This window comes from Mesorhizobium sp. WSM4849, from assembly GCF_055811385.1.
Map to the genome: position 1 here is coordinate 1 of NZ_JBVVPW010000048.1, position 16,180 is coordinate 16,180.

General features: G+C 62.9%; 22 protein-coding genes, 1 tRNA gene and 1 pseudogene. 10 read left to right on the top strand and 14 right to left on the bottom strand.

Annotated features, from left to right (window positions below):
- A partial coding sequence (locus AC0L3L_RS33245) for a Coat protein (protein WP_473641448.1) occupies positions 1-979 on the bottom strand: 979 nt, incomplete at its 3' end.
- 175 nt (positions 980-1,154) lie between these two features.
- A complete protein-coding gene (locus AC0L3L_RS33250; protein ID WP_473641450.1) occupies positions 1,155-2,063 on the bottom strand; it encodes a hypothetical protein in 909 nt (302 codons plus the stop codon).
- A gap of 324 nt (positions 2,064-2,387) precedes the next feature.
- Here AC0L3L_RS33250 and AC0L3L_RS33255 point away from each other — a divergent pair, with 324 nt between their 5' ends.
- Both AC0L3L_RS33255 and AC0L3L_RS33260 read left to right on the top strand, forming a co-directional pair.
- On the top strand, positions 2,388-2,702 hold the full coding sequence (locus AC0L3L_RS33255; protein WP_077382798.1) for a YMGG-like glycine zipper-containing protein: 315 nt from the start codon (positions 2,388-2,390) through the stop codon (positions 2,700-2,702).
- Between the two features lie 240 nt (positions 2,703-2,942).
- Positions 2,943-3,245, top strand: coding sequence for a hypothetical protein (locus AC0L3L_RS33260; protein WP_473641452.1), 303 nt, complete (start codon positions 2,943-2,945; stop codon positions 3,243-3,245).
- A gap of 22 nt (positions 3,246-3,267) precedes the next feature.
- Here AC0L3L_RS33260 and AC0L3L_RS33265 read toward each other — a convergent pair whose 3' ends face one another.
- Both AC0L3L_RS33265 and AC0L3L_RS33270 read right to left on the bottom strand, forming a co-directional pair.
- Complete coding sequence (locus AC0L3L_RS33265; protein WP_473641453.1) at positions 3,268-3,591, bottom strand: Bbp19 family protein; 324 nt, start codon at positions 3,589-3,591, stop codon at positions 3,268-3,270.
- On the bottom strand, positions 3,588-5,318 hold the full coding sequence (locus AC0L3L_RS33270; RefSeq protein ID WP_473641455.1) for a portal protein: 1,731 nt from the start codon (positions 5,316-5,318) through the stop codon (positions 3,588-3,590). Before AC0L3L_RS33270 ends, AC0L3L_RS33265 begins: the two co-directional genes overlap by 4 nt.
- Before the next feature lie 125 nt (positions 5,319-5,443).
- Here AC0L3L_RS33270 and AC0L3L_RS33275 point away from each other — a divergent pair, with 125 nt between their 5' ends.
- A complete protein-coding gene (locus tag AC0L3L_RS33275) occupies positions 5,444-6,061 on the top strand; it encodes a methyltransferase domain-containing protein (RefSeq protein WP_473641456.1) in 618 nt (205 codons plus the stop codon).
- 242 nt (positions 6,062-6,303) lie between these two features.
- Here the strand turns inward: AC0L3L_RS33275 and AC0L3L_RS33280 are convergent, their stop codons facing one another.
- The 6 genes and pseudogenes from AC0L3L_RS33280 to AC0L3L_RS33305 form a co-directional block, all read right to left on the bottom strand.
- Positions 6,304-6,429 carry a hypothetical protein gene (locus tag AC0L3L_RS33280; RefSeq protein WP_268929659.1) on the bottom strand — a complete coding sequence of 42 codons (126 nt, stop codon included), beginning with the start codon at positions 6,427-6,429 and terminating at the stop codon, positions 6,304-6,306.
- Positions 6,398-6,967, bottom strand: a complete 570-nt coding sequence (locus tag AC0L3L_RS33285; protein WP_473641459.1) for a hypothetical protein — start codon at positions 6,965-6,967, stop codon at positions 6,398-6,400. Before AC0L3L_RS33285 ends, AC0L3L_RS33280 begins: the two co-directional genes overlap by 32 nt.
- 31 nt (positions 6,968-6,998) lie before the next feature.
- Positions 6,999-7,748 (bottom strand): annotated as a pseudogene (locus tag AC0L3L_RS33290) (phage terminase large subunit family protein); the annotation flags it as partial.
- Between the two features lie 317 nt (positions 7,749-8,065).
- Positions 8,066-8,719 carry a terminase large subunit domain-containing protein gene (locus tag AC0L3L_RS33295; protein WP_473641461.1) on the bottom strand — a complete coding sequence of 218 codons (654 nt, stop codon included), beginning with the start codon at positions 8,717-8,719 and terminating at the stop codon, positions 8,066-8,068.
- The gene (locus AC0L3L_RS33300; protein WP_473641463.1) at positions 8,697-9,104 is read right to left on the bottom strand and encodes a hypothetical protein; all 408 of its coding nucleotides are present in this window, start codon (positions 9,102-9,104) and stop codon (positions 8,697-8,699) included. The genes AC0L3L_RS33295 and AC0L3L_RS33300 overlap by 23 nt, the downstream gene beginning before the upstream one ends.
- A 168-nt stretch (positions 9,105-9,272) precedes the next feature.
- Complete coding sequence (locus tag AC0L3L_RS33305) at positions 9,273-9,491, bottom strand: hypothetical protein (RefSeq protein WP_473641465.1); 219 nt, start codon at positions 9,489-9,491, stop codon at positions 9,273-9,275.
- Between the two features lie 465 nt (positions 9,492-9,956).
- On the opposite strand from AC0L3L_RS33305, the gene AC0L3L_RS33310 reads away from it, so the two are divergent.
- A complete protein-coding gene (locus AC0L3L_RS33310; protein WP_473550816.1) occupies positions 9,957-10,262 on the top strand; it encodes a hypothetical protein in 306 nt (101 codons plus the stop codon).
- Positions 10,263-10,320: 58 nt separating this feature from the next.
- Here AC0L3L_RS33310 and AC0L3L_RS33315 read toward each other — a convergent pair whose 3' ends face one another.
- Both AC0L3L_RS33315 and AC0L3L_RS33320 read right to left on the bottom strand, forming a co-directional pair.
- The gene (locus AC0L3L_RS33315) at positions 10,321-10,755 is read right to left on the bottom strand and encodes a DoxX family protein (protein ID WP_473641466.1); all 435 of its coding nucleotides are present in this window, start codon (positions 10,753-10,755) and stop codon (positions 10,321-10,323) included.
- A gap of 312 nt (positions 10,756-11,067) precedes the next feature.
- Positions 11,068-11,820 carry a tryptophan 2,3-dioxygenase family protein gene (locus AC0L3L_RS33320; protein ID WP_473641468.1) on the bottom strand — a complete coding sequence of 251 codons (753 nt, stop codon included), beginning with the start codon at positions 11,818-11,820 and terminating at the stop codon, positions 11,068-11,070.
- A 160-nt stretch (positions 11,821-11,980) separates the two neighbouring features.
- On the opposite strand from AC0L3L_RS33320, the gene AC0L3L_RS33325 reads away from it, so the two are divergent.
- Complete coding sequence (locus tag AC0L3L_RS33325) at positions 11,981-12,451, top strand: Lrp/AsnC family transcriptional regulator (RefSeq protein ID WP_095490689.1); 471 nt, start codon at positions 11,981-11,983, stop codon at positions 12,449-12,451.
- Between the two features lie 66 nt (positions 12,452-12,517).
- On the opposite strand, the gene AC0L3L_RS33330 is transcribed toward AC0L3L_RS33325, so the two are convergent.
- Positions 12,518-13,009, bottom strand: coding sequence for an Lrp/AsnC family transcriptional regulator (locus tag AC0L3L_RS33330; RefSeq protein ID WP_473641470.1), 492 nt, complete (start codon positions 13,007-13,009; stop codon positions 12,518-12,520).
- Between the two features lie 112 nt (positions 13,010-13,121).
- Between AC0L3L_RS33330 and AC0L3L_RS33335 the strand changes: the two genes are divergently transcribed.
- Complete coding sequence (locus tag AC0L3L_RS33335) at positions 13,122-13,679, top strand: RBBP9/YdeN family alpha/beta hydrolase (protein WP_473641472.1); 558 nt, start codon at positions 13,122-13,124, stop codon at positions 13,677-13,679.
- 829 nt (positions 13,680-14,508) lie between these two features.
- Here the strand turns inward: AC0L3L_RS33335 and AC0L3L_RS33340 are convergent.
- Positions 14,509-14,895: an ester cyclase gene (locus AC0L3L_RS33340; RefSeq protein ID WP_473641474.1), complete on the bottom strand. Its 387-nt coding sequence runs from the start codon at positions 14,893-14,895 to the stop codon at positions 14,509-14,511.
- A gap of 125 nt (positions 14,896-15,020) precedes the next feature.
- Here AC0L3L_RS33340 and AC0L3L_RS33345 point away from each other — a divergent pair.
- The 4 genes from AC0L3L_RS33345 to AC0L3L_RS33360 all read left to right on the top strand — a co-directional run bounded on the left by AC0L3L_RS33345 (position 15,021) and on the right by AC0L3L_RS33360 (position 16,153).
- Positions 15,021-15,094, top strand: a tRNA-Gln gene (locus tag AC0L3L_RS33345).
- 103 nt (positions 15,095-15,197) lie between these two features.
- A complete protein-coding gene (locus tag AC0L3L_RS33350) occupies positions 15,198-15,380 on the top strand; it encodes a DUF3606 domain-containing protein (protein WP_292192306.1) in 183 nt (60 codons plus the stop codon).
- Between the two features lie 45 nt (positions 15,381-15,425).
- Positions 15,426-15,737, top strand: coding sequence for a type II toxin-antitoxin system HigB family toxin (locus AC0L3L_RS33355; RefSeq protein ID WP_473641501.1), 312 nt, complete (start codon positions 15,426-15,428; stop codon positions 15,735-15,737).
- Positions 15,737-16,153, top strand: a complete 417-nt coding sequence (locus tag AC0L3L_RS33360; protein WP_473641475.1) for a helix-turn-helix domain-containing protein — start codon at positions 15,737-15,739, stop codon at positions 16,151-16,153. The genes AC0L3L_RS33355 and AC0L3L_RS33360 overlap by 1 nt, the downstream gene beginning before the upstream one ends.
- Positions 16,154-16,180 lie beyond the last annotated feature (27 nt).

The window sequence follows — 16,180 nt, forward strand, 5'->3', positions numbered from 1 at the left end:
ATGGTCGTCGGAGACGACAAACTCGACGCCGGCGAGCCCGCGCTGCTTGAGCCCTGCCACGAACGCGCGCCAGCTCGGCATCGGTGGCGAATTCGCCGGCCGAGGAGGCGTCGAGGAAGCGGGTGCCGGGCACATGCGGGACAAAATGCCGGCGGCCGACCATTTCGGTGACGCCGCCGCCATGGCCCTGGCGCGGCTTGCGGTCGAACTCCAGCGGCCCGCCTTCGGTATTGACCGGCAGCTCGTTCCACAGGATCGCCTTGTCCTTGAACATGAAGGCCGTATAGACGCCAGCTGCGACCGGAATGTCGTCGTCGACGACGGCCCGCAGCCCCATGTAATAGGGGATCAGCGGCCCGCCCTGCTCCGACGGCGGCACATAGTCGATGAGGTCGGCGAGCTTCAGCGCCTTCATCTGCTTGGAGTGCATCCAGATCGTCTTGAACTTGTCGGCGCGGTCGCCCATCAGATAGGCAGCCTCGATGATGTCGGTGTCGACGATGGACGCGCCGGTGACGCGCACCAGATCGCCGGCATCATTGGCGAGGTTGTCGGCCACCACGCCCTTCAGGATGCCGAGCAGCGTCAGCTTGTTGGCGCGCTGCCAGTAGTCGGTCTGGCGGCGGACAATGAGTTTCTGCGGGTCGTCGCCGGCCAGGATCGAGGTCAGGTCCGGGATGCCCCAGGCCTGGGCGCGGACATTGCGGGCGGCGACCTCGCGGCGGGCGCCGATCTTCTTCAACTCGATCGAGTCGGCCGGATCGTCATTGACCGGCTCGGACGGATCATTGCCGAGATCCTTCCAGCCGGGCATGTCGACGGAACGCCCGCCCATGGAGAGCTTCGAGGCGATGGCCGGGTCGGAAAACAGGATTCCGGCCTGGTAGATCTCGAGCGACTGGACGTGCTCCTCGAACGAGTATTGTGCATAGACGGACGGAACGATCGCGTCCGCGATACGGGTATAGGCGTCTGCCATTTTTCTTTCCTTCAGGGGTTGATGGGCGGAGAAGGTGTGTTGAGATTCAGGTCAGGCCGAGCCGAAAACGATGGCTTTCGAGAACCGGAGCGGAGCGTACTTTTGGGTACGTGAGCACCGGAAGCGCAGAGAGCCGTCGTTTGCAGGCCGGCATCACCTGAATATCGACACAGCTTTAGAGGGGGTTATTCGGTATCCACAGGTCGGGGTTTTCGCCGGCCTCGCGGGCCAGCCGCCGGGCGCGGGCGGGATCGCTTTTGACGAGGGCTGAGATATCGGTCAGGTTGCGTTCGCCGGCGGCGTTGCGCTTGAACGGATTGCCTCCGCTCAAAGCCGCACCGCCGTCGATCGTGTCTTCCCTGAACATCGCCTCGCCGACGGCGTGGAACGCCTTGGCGATCTGCGGATCGGTCAAGGCGCCGTCAGGCAGGAGGATGCCCTTCGCCTTGTAGGCGTCGACCAGGCCGAGCTTTTTCATCGCCCGGTTGGCGACCTCCAATCTCCTACGAAAGCCGTCGCTGTCGGTCGGTCCCCACTCCCTGACCAGGTCGTCGTGAGTGGCCTCGACCGAACGGGCAAGGGCGATCTGCTGCACCTTGGCCTGCTCGGCCATGTAGCCGACGAAACGGTCGTGATAGGCCTGCGCCACCTTCGGCGTGGCGCCGGCCTCGACCGCCCAGGTCTTGGACGCATTGGCGAGCTCGTCCGAATAGGCGAAGTCTTCGGGAAGCCCGTCGGGGCGCCTGTACTCGACCTTGTCGGGCGATGTCAGCGGACGCATCGCCTCAGGCAACCGGGCATGGAACCTGTCCCAGTCTTCCCCAGGCGCGTCCGCCGAGGGAACGCGGAGGCTTTCGCCCTGCTGCTGTTCCAGCTCCGCATAGGATGTGAAAACCCGATCGAGGCTTTCAGGCTTGGTCCAGCCCTTGGTTTCAGCGAGCTTGCGGTTGCCTTCGGAAAGACCGTCAAACCAACTTTCTGCAGCCGGCGGGGCGGACCCGTTGTCCCCGGCGGCCGGTGGCCGTGCAAGGTTGCCCGCCGGTGGTGAAGCCACCACGGACCCGGCGTCTGCCAGATCTGTCATGAGAAATATTCCTTTTGTTGTTTGGAAATGGAAAGACACTGGCGGGTTCAGCCCGGCTTTTTTGCTTTTGGATCTGAGGGATCGGCTGGGCGGGTCGAATCGTTGCGGCCGCAGCCTGATTCATTTCGACAGAGCCTGACTCCATCGACTTGTTTGACTATGATCTTTCCGAGTCGGAAGCACTCACCGTCAAGACGAAAGAAACCATGTCTCATTTCGTGACAAGTGGTTGCCGCTGTTCCGCCGCAATGCGACCGCACTTGGCAAACACTTGGCAAAACCAGCCAGTGTATTAGTTCATAGGCTTCAACGGAGTATCAGACGATGACCATGTACAAAGCCATTGCCGCCCTGCTTGTGACTGCCGCGCTGGCAGGATGTGCACAGACCGAAGGCCAGCAAAGAGCCACCACGGGGGCCCTGGTCGGCGGCGCTGGCGGCGCTCTGGTCGGTCAGGCCCTGGGCCGCGACACCAAGAGCACGGTTATCGGTGCAGCCAGCGGCGCCCTGCTGGGGGCCGTCGTGGGCAGCGCGACGACGCCGCAGCGGCGCGGCGAACAGCTTTGCCGCTATCAGGATCGCTACGGCCGCATCTACACCGCACCTTGCGACGACCGCTACTACCGCGGCAATTATTGAGCGTAGCCCCTTCTCCCCGTCACTATACGGGGAGAAGGTCCCGGCAGGGGGATGAGGGGCAGCGCAAAGTTCTGAAATGCCGGCGCCGCCCCTCACCTGCCTGCCGGCATCCTCTCCCCGTAAACGGGGCGAGGGACGCAGTTTCAGCGTCGCGCGGTCTACCCGATGGTTTTGATCCTTACCCTCAGCGCGGTTAGACGCTATCGTCTGCTATCCAAGGGGGCGACAATGCGATTTTTGATGACTTCGCTGCTGGTCGTTTGTTCGGTTTCCGCACACGCCAGACAGGCTGTCAGTGTTGAGCGGATCGGCGATTGCCTGGTCTTGCCGGTGGCCGCTGTCGACAATCACGTCAAAGCCACTTTCGAGGTGACTTTGGACAAGGTCGGCAAAGTCAAGTCGGTTACCGTTGTATCCTTTGATCCACATTCGGAGGCGGCGGCGGAAGCCGCCCAGCAACTTTCGAAATCGGTCCAGAAGTGTTGGCCGCCAGGCGTCAAAACCAGCCCGATGCGGATCACCGTAGATTTGAGCAAGACTTAGCCATAAGGCAGTTTCATCACCCCTATCTCCCCTCCAATCTTGCCGCCTTCTCCAGCGCCGCCAGCCGCTCATCGTCCAGCGTCAGGAACCCCATGATGTGCTGCACCACTTCGGCGCGCGCATTGCTCAGTGCGCTGTGCAGTTCGAAGCCGTTCGGCGTCTTCGTCTTGGCCAGCCACTCGCCATAGGACGGGCGGCGGTAATAGCCGGTCGCCGCCGTCAGGTCGGCCAGCACCATCTCGCCGTCCTGGCCTGAGAACACCCTGAGATAGGCCTTGGTCAGCGCGTCCTGCGCCTTGGCCGGGCCGCCGGCCTGGCTCGAATGGGCGAAGCGTTTGCCGCTCATGCGCCGCCCTCGCCGACCTGCGGCATCAGCCCGCTGAGACTGTCGAGCAGGCCGCTGTCACGCGCCTGCACGGCGGCGGGCACGGCATCCCTGGCCACCTTGCCGACGGCGGCGATCGCCGCCATGCCGGCCTGCGCGGCTTGAGCTTTGGCTCTGGCATCGCGGATATCAGCCACCTCATCCTGGCGGCGAAAAATGCGCTGCGGGCTGCGGCCAGCGCTCTGCACGATCTTGAGCGCCTCGTCGCCGTCGATATTGTCCATGACGCCGGGGTCGAACTGCGCCATCTGCATGGCGGTGGTGACGACCTGGATGGTGTCGCGCGCCTCGGCCGAGCGGCGCAGCACGTCGAGCGGCCCGGTGAAGGTCGGCCGCACCGCCTTGCCGGCAAGGCTCGCCGGCGGCAGGAACCGGCTGTCTTCCTCATACAATCCTTTGTCTTCGAGGATACCGAGCTCGCGGTCGAGATTCGCGGCAAAGCCGGCCTGGATGATCGAGCCGGAGGGCCCGAGCAGCGCGCCCTTCTCCTCCTGCCGGATCAGCGCTTCCGTGGCCGTCATTTGCGGGTTCTGCACCAGCGTCTGGAACAGGTTTACGAACATCATGTCGCGGATCTCCTCGGCCCGGCTTTCCGCGTAGTCGAATGCATAGGTCGGGTTCTGGCCCACAGCGATCGGCGCAATCAGCGGCCGGCCATTGTCGTCGATCAGGCCGGGATAGTTCTCGCCGGGATTGAGCACCGGCACATAGTCGAGCCGTGCCTTCGACGCGGTCGCCGGATCGGTGATCTGCTGCAGCGCCCTGAGGCCCGAGCGGCGCACGGCGTTTTCCTCGCGCACGGTGGTCAACGCCTCGATGGTCGGCGAGATGCCATAGGGGTCGCCCTCATAGCGGCGCCAGTTGAAGCACGACACCGGGAAGGAGCGGAAACCGCTCTCCCTGACGATGACCTCCTCGTCCTCGATGACGTGATAGGAAGCGAAGGCCGTGTCGAGATACTGGTAGGATCCGCCCAACCGGTACATCTTGCGCTCGTCGCGCGGCTGGATGCACTGGATCAGCGAAATTCTGGTCTCGCATTTGGCCGGGTCGTCGACCAGCATTTTGATCCGCGCCGGCAGCTTCTCATAGCCGAGCAGCTGCGCCGACTGGCGCGCCGTGCGCTCGTAGCGGCGGTGGAAAATGTCGACCTGACCCCAGCGGTTGCGGCAGAGATAGCCCTCGACCACCGGGATCGAGGCATAGCGGATCAGCGTGCCGCCAAAGCCCTCCTCGGCGTAGAGATAGGCCGGGCCGTAGCGCACGACGTTGCGCAGGCAGGCCTGCGTCGCCGGCACGAAATTCGAATTGGCGGAATAGCGCAGCGCAAACAGGAAATCGCGAAGCGCCTCCGCCCATTCCTTCTCTTCGTCGGTCTCCTCGTCATTCATGGCGGCGGTCGACAGCCCGTGCCATTTTTCCGACTGCGGGATGATCAGGCTTTCCAGCCCGGCGGCCAGCCGGTTTGCAGCCGAGTTGATGGTGTTGGCGTAGACGCGGGCGCCGCGCCGCTCCTGCCGCTCGGCCTGCGTCGCCGCGCCGGATTGCCGGCGGCCGCTCCAGACATCGGGCGCGTCGGGGTCGCAGAATTCCGACACCGCCTCCCAGACAGCCTCATACTGGCTGCGCTCTGTCTCGAGTTCCGCCTGTCGCGACAGGATATCGTGGGCGCGGGAATCGCTCGTCATGGCATTCTTTCTTTGGTGGTATCAGCCTGTTCGAAGCCCAGATATTGCCAAGGCCAGGTCGAATTTTGTTCGCTTTTGCGATGTTCAACGGGGCGCGGCGGGGATTTAAGGAGATCGATTTGACAATGACGGAAAGCCTACCCGGCGCCCTGAAGAGGCGAAGCAAGCAGGTCGCAAAGCGGCTGCTCGGCTACGATTCCCGCAATTGGCTGCGCATCAGGCAGATCGAGGCGTTCACCGCGTTTCTTGAGGCGGGCGGCCGCAAATCCTCTGACGTGATCGAGATCTCGCCCGGCTGGAACCGCCACTGGAAGACGATGTGCTCCAACCATACGTCGGTCGATTTCCCCGACTTCGACATCTGCAAGGACCGCACCGACCGGCAATATTCCGTCGTCATCGCCGACCAGGTGCTGGAACATGTGCAGCGCCCGCTCGCCGCGGTACAGAATATCCATGCCATGACCCGGCCGGGCGGCTGGGCGATGGTGGCGACACCGTTCCTGTTCAGGGTGCATGCCAGGCCGCACGACTACAACCGCTGGACCGCCGCCGGCCTCAAGCAGGTGCTGGTCGAAGGCGGCTTCCCCCAGGCGGAAATCCAGGTGTTCAGCTGGGGCAACAAGGCCTGCGCAAAAGCCCATATCGGCGGCCCAGTGCGCGCCTACGGCCTATGGCGCGACCTCAGCAACGACGAGGAATACCCGCTGATGGTGTGGGCGTTTGCGCGCAAACCGCGGTGAGAGCGATCTCCCCCCTTGAGGGGGAGATGTCGCCGAAGGCGACAGACGCCGCGCGTAAAGCGCCAACCTTGGTCTGCCGCAGGAGGCCGCGTCCGGTCGCGCCGACCCCCTCTGGCCTGCCGGCCATCTCCCCCTCAAGGGGGGGAGATTATCCTCGCCGCTTCACCAATCTCGCCAGCCGCCGCCAAGTCCACCAGGGCAAACCGCCCCGGTTCCTGAACGTGCGTTCCATCGCACCCACCTCACACCCCCAGCAGCACGCGTCGCTGGCCGGTGAGTTCGCTCGGCGACAGGTCGGTCTTGACCGTGCCGGCGGTGCCCTGGCGCTGCTCGAGTTCAGCCCTGAGTGCGGCTTCGCGCGCCTGCACGTCCTTGTCGGCAATGGTCGGTGTCGGTGGCAGCGGCTTCAGTGCCGGCGGCTTTTGAAAAAGGCACATGGTTCCAGCTTTCTCTTGTCCAGTCGTAGAGCAAAAAATCTTCGCCGTTGCGGCCGTAACCCGGCAGGCGGCAGCGTTGCGTGGCGCCAAGCCGGGCGAGCCAGCGCAGCGCCAATTCATTGGCGGCCAGCGCCCGCGCCTCGACGCGGAAAGCACCGCGCGCGGCCACGTCAGGCCCGAGCACGGCGTGAAAGAACTCGGTAATACCAGGCACGCAGCGCTTCATGCGGCGCGTGCCCCAGCTCCAGGCAATCCACAACCCGCCGCGCTGTTCGGCGGCGCCAAAGCCGGCTTCCGGATTGCCGTTTAGCGCGGCGACATAGGCAAACCCCTGCAGCGCCGTCAGCGCCAGCAGCGCCGGCGACCAGTCGTCAAACTGGCAGTCGATCTCAGCCCGGTCTTCGGGGCGAAGGTTGGCGGCGATGTAGGAGAGGTCGCGCAACGTGGCGGGGATGATGCGGACGGTCATGAGGCGATCATGGTATGTGGTTGCCTTCGAGTCACCGAAACGCCCCCAGCGGATCACTCTGCCCCGCCTTTCGCCGCACCGTCTTGAACTCCGCCGGGTCGACCACGGCTTCCCTTAGCATCATCACGCCGTAGCGTGTCGCGGCCATCAGATCGTCGCGCAGCTTCACCACCTGGCCGTCTTTGCGGTGATAGAGACGGAACTCCTCGAACCAAGGCAAAAGCGTCGAAAACACCTTGAAGCGGCCGCTCTGCATGCGGTCGAGCATCTCCATCAGCCCGGCCTCGACCGACACCGAACCGTCGGCGAACTGCGCATGGCTGGTCAGGATGTTGAGCCCATGTGCCGCGTATTGCCGGGCAAGTGCCACGCCCGCACCTTCCAGCGTCTCGCGGCGGCCGTCGCGCGGCCATGCCCAGGGCAACCATTCGCCCCACGGTTTTAAGGTCAGCGCCTGCATGGCCGGCGTTTGCTGTGACGCGCGGCAGGCTTTGGCGACGTAGACGACATCGGCCTCGGTGTCCCAGGCGAGCTCGACCGCTGCCGACGGATGGTCCCAGCCAAAATCCAGCGCGCCGAGCCGCGGCCAGTAGCGCGGCAGCCGGAACGGCTCGCAGGCGATCAGCTCTTCCGGCACCGGAAAGATGCGGCCGGAGCCGAGCACCGGAATGCCCTTGGCCCGCGCCTCGCGCTCATGCGCGGGATAGGCTGATATGATCGCGGCGCGCTGCTGCGGCGTATAATGTTCTGCGTCGTCGATGGTCATGAATGTGACGTGGCGGGTCATTTCTTCGCCCTCGCACTTGAATCATGTTGGGAGGCGCCGGACGTATGGTGTTGTTTGGCCAAGGACTTTTTGGATGGCGGGACAGCACCCCCCTCTGTCCTGCCCTCTCTTTGCCAAAATTTGGCATCTCCCCCACGAGGGGGGAGATTGGATGTCGCATTGGCTTTCGCCAATCTCCAACGGTTGTAGGCAATCGGGACGCGGAAGCTGCCAATCTCCCCCCAAGTGGGGGAGATGTCCGGCAGGACAGAGGGGGGCGCGAAGGAACGCAACGGGTGAGCGGAAGCGAGAGCTTCCTTCCCAAAAACCAGTCACCTCCCCATTCCCTCCACCTCCCCCGCCGACAAAAACAACAGCACCACCTCCGACATGCCGAGCAGCGGCGTGAAAGTGACGATGGTGATGCCGCCTGTCGCGTTGGTGCGGGTCAGGCCTTCGGAATAGATGTCGAGCGGCGGTTCCTCGTCGAACCAGACGCCGTGCAGCGTTTCGCCCTGCCATTTCTCGCGGCCCTTCTCATAGCTCTTGAACGACAGCACCGATTCATCGGCCTGGACATCGCCGCCGCCGCCATGGCGCACCACGACGCTGTCCAGCCCATGCGGCGCGCCGCGCCCCATGATGGTGCTGAGAATGGCGTCGGCCGGGATCATGCCGGTGCCCCACGCCGCCGGCTGCTGCGGCGGGCCGATCAGGATGCGCTGCGGGTTGTCGCGCGTGCCCTCGGCGGTGATGCCGGCCGCCCATAGCCGCACGGCGGTGTCGAAAACCTTGCCTTGCCACCACTCAGGATAGCGGCCGGTGAGGTGCATCGCCCATTCCGCACCGCCGGCCCTTGTCTTGCCGAGCTGGTTGCCGGCCATGAACAGCCGCTCGCGGTTGGTCGCGCCCGCCGCATGGAACTCGGCCTGCCTGAGATAGGGCCGATAGGCGGCAAGCTGGTTAGTGCGCCGCCTCCGGTCCAATTCCCTGAGCAGGCCCAGATACTCGGTCTTCGCCGTCGAGGCCCCGTTTTGCGAGGCCCGGTTTCCCGAGGCCCGGTTTGCCGAGAAATGGCCGGAGGACGGCTTCGAGGCCGCGGATGCGCTGCCTGATTTCGTCATCGCTCAGTGCTTCCAGACTGTTGATATTGACGTGCAAATCCTTGGGCAGCACCGACAGCACGATCTTCAGATACTGGTCGGGCTTTTCGGTACGGACCTCGGCGATGACGCCGGCGCCATGCGCCCGGAAATCGGCGCGGATGGCTTCCAGAAAACCATCGGCCAGCGTTTTCTTCGCCCGCCTCGGCCGGCCGGAGGGCCGTTCCGTCACATCAGGCGGTTCGTCGTCGAAAGAATCCTCGGCCATGCCCTACCCCATCATCCCGCCGCCGGCTTCGCTGTTTTCTTGGCCGGGCGCGTAGGTTTCTTGCGCGCCCGCTTGCCGGGCTTTGCAGACGTTGGCTTCCGCGGCCGGCTTGCCGCATCGCCCTTTGCCCCAGCCGCGCTGCCGGACTTGCCGGCGCCTGACGCGGCTTTAAGCGCCGCCCTGGCGATGCTCACCGCACCGGCGCTGACGCCCGCTTGCGGAAACCCAAAGCCGCCGGCCGCCTCGGACCATGCCGATCCGCACACCGGCCGCGACTTGCTCGACCCTGCGGTTGCGCACATCGGGCGCGCCTTCGAATTCGCCGATGGCACTGACGACCTCGCGGCCGTCATCGTCGGTGATGATGGTGGCGTAACGCTTGGACATGGGGGGCTCTGGTGGTGCAGTATTCGTTACGGGAAGCGTCGCGATCCTTCGCGCCCCCCTCTGTCCTGCCGGACATCTCCCCCACTTGGGGGGAGATTGGCGGTTCGAGCGCGGTCCCTATTCCTGCGATGCTGGTGATTGGCGAAAGCCGAGGTGACATCCGATCTCCCCCCAAGTGGGGGAGATGTCCGGCAGGACAAAGGGGGGCGCTGTCCCGCCGACATTTGATATCGGCAACACAGGCAGCGAACGTTCGAAAGGGCTTGAAACAAAAAACCCGCCTCGGCGGGCGGGTCGTTGGCGCAAATCAGCACCATGAATATATTCCTAGCATAGCTGCCGTCACAAAGCAAGCGAAATCTCGTGGGCCGGCCTAAAATTCGGCCGCCCGTCGCGATATGCTGCAGCTGTCCGGATCGGAACCGGCGTTCGCGCGTTTGCAATTTTGCCAATGGGAGCAAAGCCATGAATGTCGCCAATCTGCAACTCGAGGGCCTGCTGATGGCCGTCGCAGCGATCAACCAGGTCCTTGTCCGCAAGGGCGTGCTGACGGTCGAAGAGATAGACATCGCCTTGCGCAAGGCCGAAGCCAGCGAGACCAGCGAGGAGCGGTCCGAAGGCATGTCGGCGTCGAGCCGCGATGCCGTCAACTTCCCGATCCGGCTGCTGGAACTGGCCAATCAGTGTCAGCCGGAGGCGGACATGCCGTCGTTCTCGAAACTGGCGCGCATGGTCGGCCAGATGAAGGAACCTTACAACGACCAGATGTGATGCCGCGATCGCCTCCCCGTCCCCGTGTCGGGAACGCCGCTTGCCAGCCGAGGTTCGATCAGCTTGCAGACCCAAGCTTCAGCGTCAGCACGCGGCCCGGCCCATGCACGGCGGCAAACAGCAGCCCGGCCAGGAAAGTAAAATGATCGACGAAGAAGCCGAACTCGGCCTGGTTGCCGGCCCAGCGCGAAGGCCCGTGGAAGGCAAAGCCGAGGAAGATGACGTAAACGGCGGCAACGAGCGCGGCCGGTGTGAAAAAAGCGCCGGTCAGGAAGCACAGCACCAGCACCACTTCGAGCAGGGCCGCGCACCAGGCCAGAAATAGCGGGAACGGAAATCCGGCGGCGGCGATGTAGCCCGCGGTGGCGCCCATGTCGGTGAACTTGAAGGTCACCGCCATCAGGAAGACGGCCGCGAAGATCAGGCGGGCGATGAGTATGGCAGCGATCTGCCACGGCGATTGAACGGATGATTGAGCGGGTTCCAACGACATGATGTCCTCCGGGGTTGCGACGGGTTTCGCCCCAAGGACGATACACCAGCCGCAAACCCGACAATCATCCCCGAGAACCCTGGCTGGGATCAGCGACCCGTGGGCATGCCTTTGCAGGACTTGGGTTCCTCGCCCCCACGAAAGTGGGGGAGAGGTGGCGCGGCGAAGCCGCGACGGAGAGGGGGACTGCGCCCGCAATGAAAGACCCCTCTCTCCGTCCGCGGAGCCTGTCCTCGGGCTTGCCAAAGGCAAGACCCGTGGGCGGCCACCTCTCCCCCCGCTTCGCACGGGGCGAGGAATCCAAGCCTAGGACTATCCTACCTTCGTCTCCGGGTGGCTGATCGAATCCCGCACCGTCCCATACTGGCTGCCCCAGCGGTCGGTCATGTCGCAGCGTATGTCCCACAGCTCCGGGAAGAAGCGATGAAGGGCGCCGGCCTGCAGCAGTTCGACCGGCCGGCCCTTCAGCGATTTCGAGCCCAGCCCGATCGAACGGTGGATGAGGTAGAGATGATTGGCGCGGAATTTCTGGAACAGCTCGTCGAATTCGATCAGCGCCTCGGCGACGACATAGCTGTCGCCGTGATCATAGCTGCTATCGTAGACATCCTCGACCGAGAGCCCGCGACCATCGAGATAGGACGCCTGGAAGGCGCGCCACAGGTCCGGCGGCATGCGCAGCAAGAGCTTGAATCCTGGCGATTCCTGGCCGCTGCCATTGCCGAGCTGCAGGCGAATCTCCTGGTATTCCTTGGGCGACATGGTTTCGAGCAGATCGAGCTGCGCCGTCATCATGCGCAACAGCCGATGCACGCGCCCCATCAGCGTGACGATGCGATGCGTGTTCTGCTGTTCGAGGAAGTCTAAGACATCGACCAGCGTGTAGGTGATGAGCTTCATCCACAGCTCCTCGACCTGATGCACGATCTGGAACTGCAGCTCGTCGGCATTCACCATCTCGGCCAGCGGCTTCTGGCAGGCGAGAAGCTTGTCGCATTGGAGGTAGACGCCGTAGTCGCGCATCTCGGGCGCTTCGATGCGGGCGTAATAATCCGGCTTGTGCATGGCAGCTGCTCCTTTGCCCGGCCCGTCGGTTCAGGGCATCTGTTCGGTCCGAGGCTGGAGAATAAGCGCTCTTGGCTTGAATATTGTTCCCTTCTGTTATTCAAATAGCGAGAATTGAAGGACGAAATTCCATTCATGGCGCCGTCCTGGAGAACGTTTGATGCTGGATGCCCTCGACCGGAAGATCGTCGCAGCGCTGGAACGCGACGCGCGTACCTCCTTCGCGGTGCTCGCCGACGAGGTCGGCTTAAGCAAGACGCCGTGCTGGAAGCGGGTCAAGGCGCTGGAGGACGCCGGCATCATCCGCGGCTACTCGACACGGATCGACCCGGCAAAGCTCGGCTTCGGCATCGAAGCCTTCATCCAGGTGTCGATCGATTTCGAGCTTTCCGAAGCCTTCGAGGCCGCAGTCCAGGCGCACCCGCTGATCCGGCGCTGCCACGCCACGACAGGCGAGGCCGACTATCTCCTGCAGATCGTGACGGTCGACATGATGGCGCTGGACAGGATGCTGCGCGTCGAGCTCAGCCGCCTGCCCGGCGTGCGTCGGACGATCACCTCGATGGCCATGCGCGAGATCAAGGGCGACATTTCTTTCGCCAATGCCGTTGGGCATACGCAGAAGCGATAACGGGTCGGCAGCGCGGAGGCGCCCGCCCTAATGAAATCCGTCCAGCGCTCTTTTTTCAGAGCTCTGTCAGGTGGCGGCGCTTCGGTCACCGCTCGCCATCAGCTCCCGCCCCAGCCGTTTCGGTGGCTCGGCCCGCAATACCACATTTGTCGTCACCGCGCCGTATCGGCCGATTGTGTCGACGATGCTTTCAAGGTCGGGCGGCGACGGGACCACGACTTTGACCAGAAAACAATCCTCGCCCGTCACTCGCAGCACTTCGATCACCTCAGGCAATTGCGCGAATTTTTTCAGGCAGGCCTGGATGTGCTCATGCGTGGTGCGCAGGCGGATGACGGCCATGGTGCCGAGCCCGAGTGCTGCCGGATCGATCACCGCTTTGTAGCCGGCGACGATGCCGCGTTCCTCCAGCCGCTTGACCCGCTCCGAGGTGGCGGGTTGGGACAGGCCGACGCGCCGGCCGAGCTCCGAAATGCCGATCCGGCCGTCCTCCTGCAGGGCTTCGACGATCGCCACATCGGTGGGATCAAGTTTTGGACGATAAATGCCGTTCTGCATCGAAACCTTCAATCCATCGGAATTCGCCACTCTTTTCCGATGATCTCTCATTCCACTGGCCAGGGAAAGTCTTAGAATCCAGGTGAGGATTCCACGAGAAACAAGGCTTCCCATGACTGACTTCATCATCGTGCCGGGCATTGGCGGGTCGGGCGAGGCCCATTGGCAGACCCGCTGGCAGCGGGTGAACCCGGCCATGCGGCGATTCACGCCGGCAAGCTGGGACCTGCCGGATTTCGACGACTGGGTCGCTGCCTTGGAGACCGCGGTGTCCGAGGCCAAGACACCGCCCGTGCTCGTCGCTCATAGCCTCGGCTGCCTGCTGGTCGCGCACTGGCAGCGCATCTCGGGCCGCGACGTCAGCGGTGCATTCCTGGTCGCGGTTCCTGATCCGGCGGCGTCAGCCTTTCCCTCTGTCGCGCACCGCTTCGCCGGCACCCCGCAACAGCGGCTTCGTTTTCGCTCGCTGGCCGTTGCCAGCACCAACGATCCCTATGGCTCGCTGGACTCTGTCACGGCCAAAGCCGGCCAATGGGGCAGCGAACTGCATGTCGCCGGACCGTTCGGCCACATCAATGGCGACAGCGGCCTCGGCGAATGGACAACAGGAATGGAACTGCTGCGGGCCTTCATGGAACAGACGGGAGGCGGCCAAGGCCTGCTTCGCTAAGGTGAGCGATCCAGCGGACGCTCGCTTCCTAAGGCCGCAGCCGGCCTAGGCGCGCAAGGTCCGGGCTAGCAGACGGTAGACGATGATTTGCGCAAGCCGGCGAAGCTGAAGCGCTCTGTCCGCTGAGTGCGGCGAGGCGCCTCGCTCTCTGCTGTTCGGCGTCAGCTTTCCACTTCGGGCAGTTCTCGTAGTCATGGTCGCGCCCGCCGCAATAAGCGCAGCATTTTGCAGGGATATCGGGGCGAAACATCGTCATGCACTGAAATGCACGTGGCGCCGGTCTGGTTGCGAGGCACCGTTACTTTTCGCTTACATTAGGGATTTGGGTGCTAAATCCGAGGCTTAAGAGACTGTTTCGAAATTCGCTCTGGCGAGTCATATGGTGGTGGTTTCGAGAACCGGCGCGCAGCGGACATTAGAGCGCTGCGCGTCCAATTGGACGCGCAAAGGACGCTCTAACACATTGCATTTGCGCATGATCCTTACCGGAAACCGAAATCGGTTTCCGGGGTCATGCGCTGGTCCGTGAGCACCGGAAGCGCAGAAAACGCCATCAGATGGCCGCCGGAGTAGAGTTTCCAAACAGTCTCTAAGGCGTGTAGCCCAGCGCGGCCAGGGCCGACAGCCCTGCAACCAGGCCAATTGCAATAACAATGCCGAAATGCCGTTCCAGGAATTTGCGCCCCTGCCAGTCGTATCGCATATCTGAAACTCCGCCGCGTAATCTGGGGCAGCGTGTTCAGGCGTCAAGGCCGGGTCCTTGACAGGCGGTAGACAGGCAGCTGCCATTGTTCATATCGTGGCTCATATCGGAACGTGGAACGACACACTAAAGCTGAGCTTCGATAGTCGCCTTGTCTATAACAGACCATACTTGTACAATCTTTTTGTCGCGAAATTCATAGATAACATTCTCGGCAAAGGAAACTCTCCTCCCGCTTACAGGGAGGCCGAGGAATGTTCCTTTCGGGGTACAATCGAAGTCAAGCCGGCTCGCTATATAAGGCGGATCGCAAATCAACATCCGGACGTTGAAAGAAAGGTCCGGGATTTCAGCAAAGTCTGTCTCCAGCATTTCGCGATAACCTGACAAGCCGAGCCGCCGGCTATTGTGGATCACCTCATCATCAACGAACTGTCCCAGCTTCGGCCAGTCCTGCTTATTCAGGCAGGCAATGTAGTCTCGGTAGACGTCGCGGAGGTCGGTTTTAATCACGGCGATTGCTCCTATCTCTACAAGGTCCTGCTGCAAAGGCGGTATTCTCGCGCTCACGCAGATGACGGCATGAAGCGGCTTCATGCGCGGATGAGAAAGTGTTAGACAGCGTCCACTTCCTCTATTCCCGCTTCGTCTAATGGTAGGACAGCGCCCTTTGAAGGCGTGAATCGTGGTTCGAGTCCATGAGCGGGAACCAGCATCGCCCGCGCCAGGCAACCGATCGAACCGGTGTGCCTCACCGGCAAGGTGGTCGGGCCGACCGAGGAACCCTATAACCACCTGACGTGACGGAGGACGACATGGCCGACGACAAATCCAAGACCAAGCAGGACCGCAAACCGGCCTCCGGTGAGGAGCCTTACGACGTTGCGGCTTTTGCGAAAAAATACGGCATACCGCCAAGCGAGGCCGCGACCATCATCAAGCGGTACGGGCCTTCGAGAAGGAAGCTCGATGCGCATATGGCGAGCCGCAACGCCTGATCCGCATCCGGCGGCGGCGTCGACCGGGACCATCACCGCGGCCGGATCAACACCGCGGCCGGATCGTCACTACGGCTTGACCATGCCCTCGGTTCCTGTTTTGGGCACCCTCAGGCGAAGGGGCCGCTGACCGCCTGGTATCTGGCGGTCGACAAGGTCGAATGGAAGACCTCCGCTGACATCAAGAATCAGTTCGGCGCGAACGTAGACTTCGTCAGGGACAACCGTGTGATTTTCGACATCGCCGGCAACAAGTACCGGGTCGTCGTTCATGTCAGCTACGCCTACAAGCGGGTGCTGATCAAATTCGTCGGCACCCATGCCGAATATGACAAGATAGATGCGGAAACCGTGTGATGAAGAACATTCGCCCCCTCAAAACCGAAGCTGACTATGACTGGGCCATCGCTGAGATCACCCGATATTTCGACAACGAGCCCGAGATCGGTTCCCCCGACGGCGACCGTTTCGATGTGCTCGCCGACCTCATCGAAGCCTATGAGACCAGGCATTATCCGATCGAGGCGCCGGACCCTGTCACGGCCATTCGCGCACATATGGAAATGGCCGGCCTGAAGCAGGTGGCCCTTGCCGAAGTCATCGGCTCGGCTTCACGAGCCTCGGAAATCTTGAACAGAAAGCGCTTGCTGACGATGGATATGGTGCACCAGATCCACAAGAATTGGCACATCCCGGCGGAAGTGCTTATCCAGCCTTACCACCTTTCAGGTGATCAGAAGACCGAACGGCGCCGGCCGGCGCGCAGCATTTGAAGCGATGGCAAGACATTTCGTCCATTG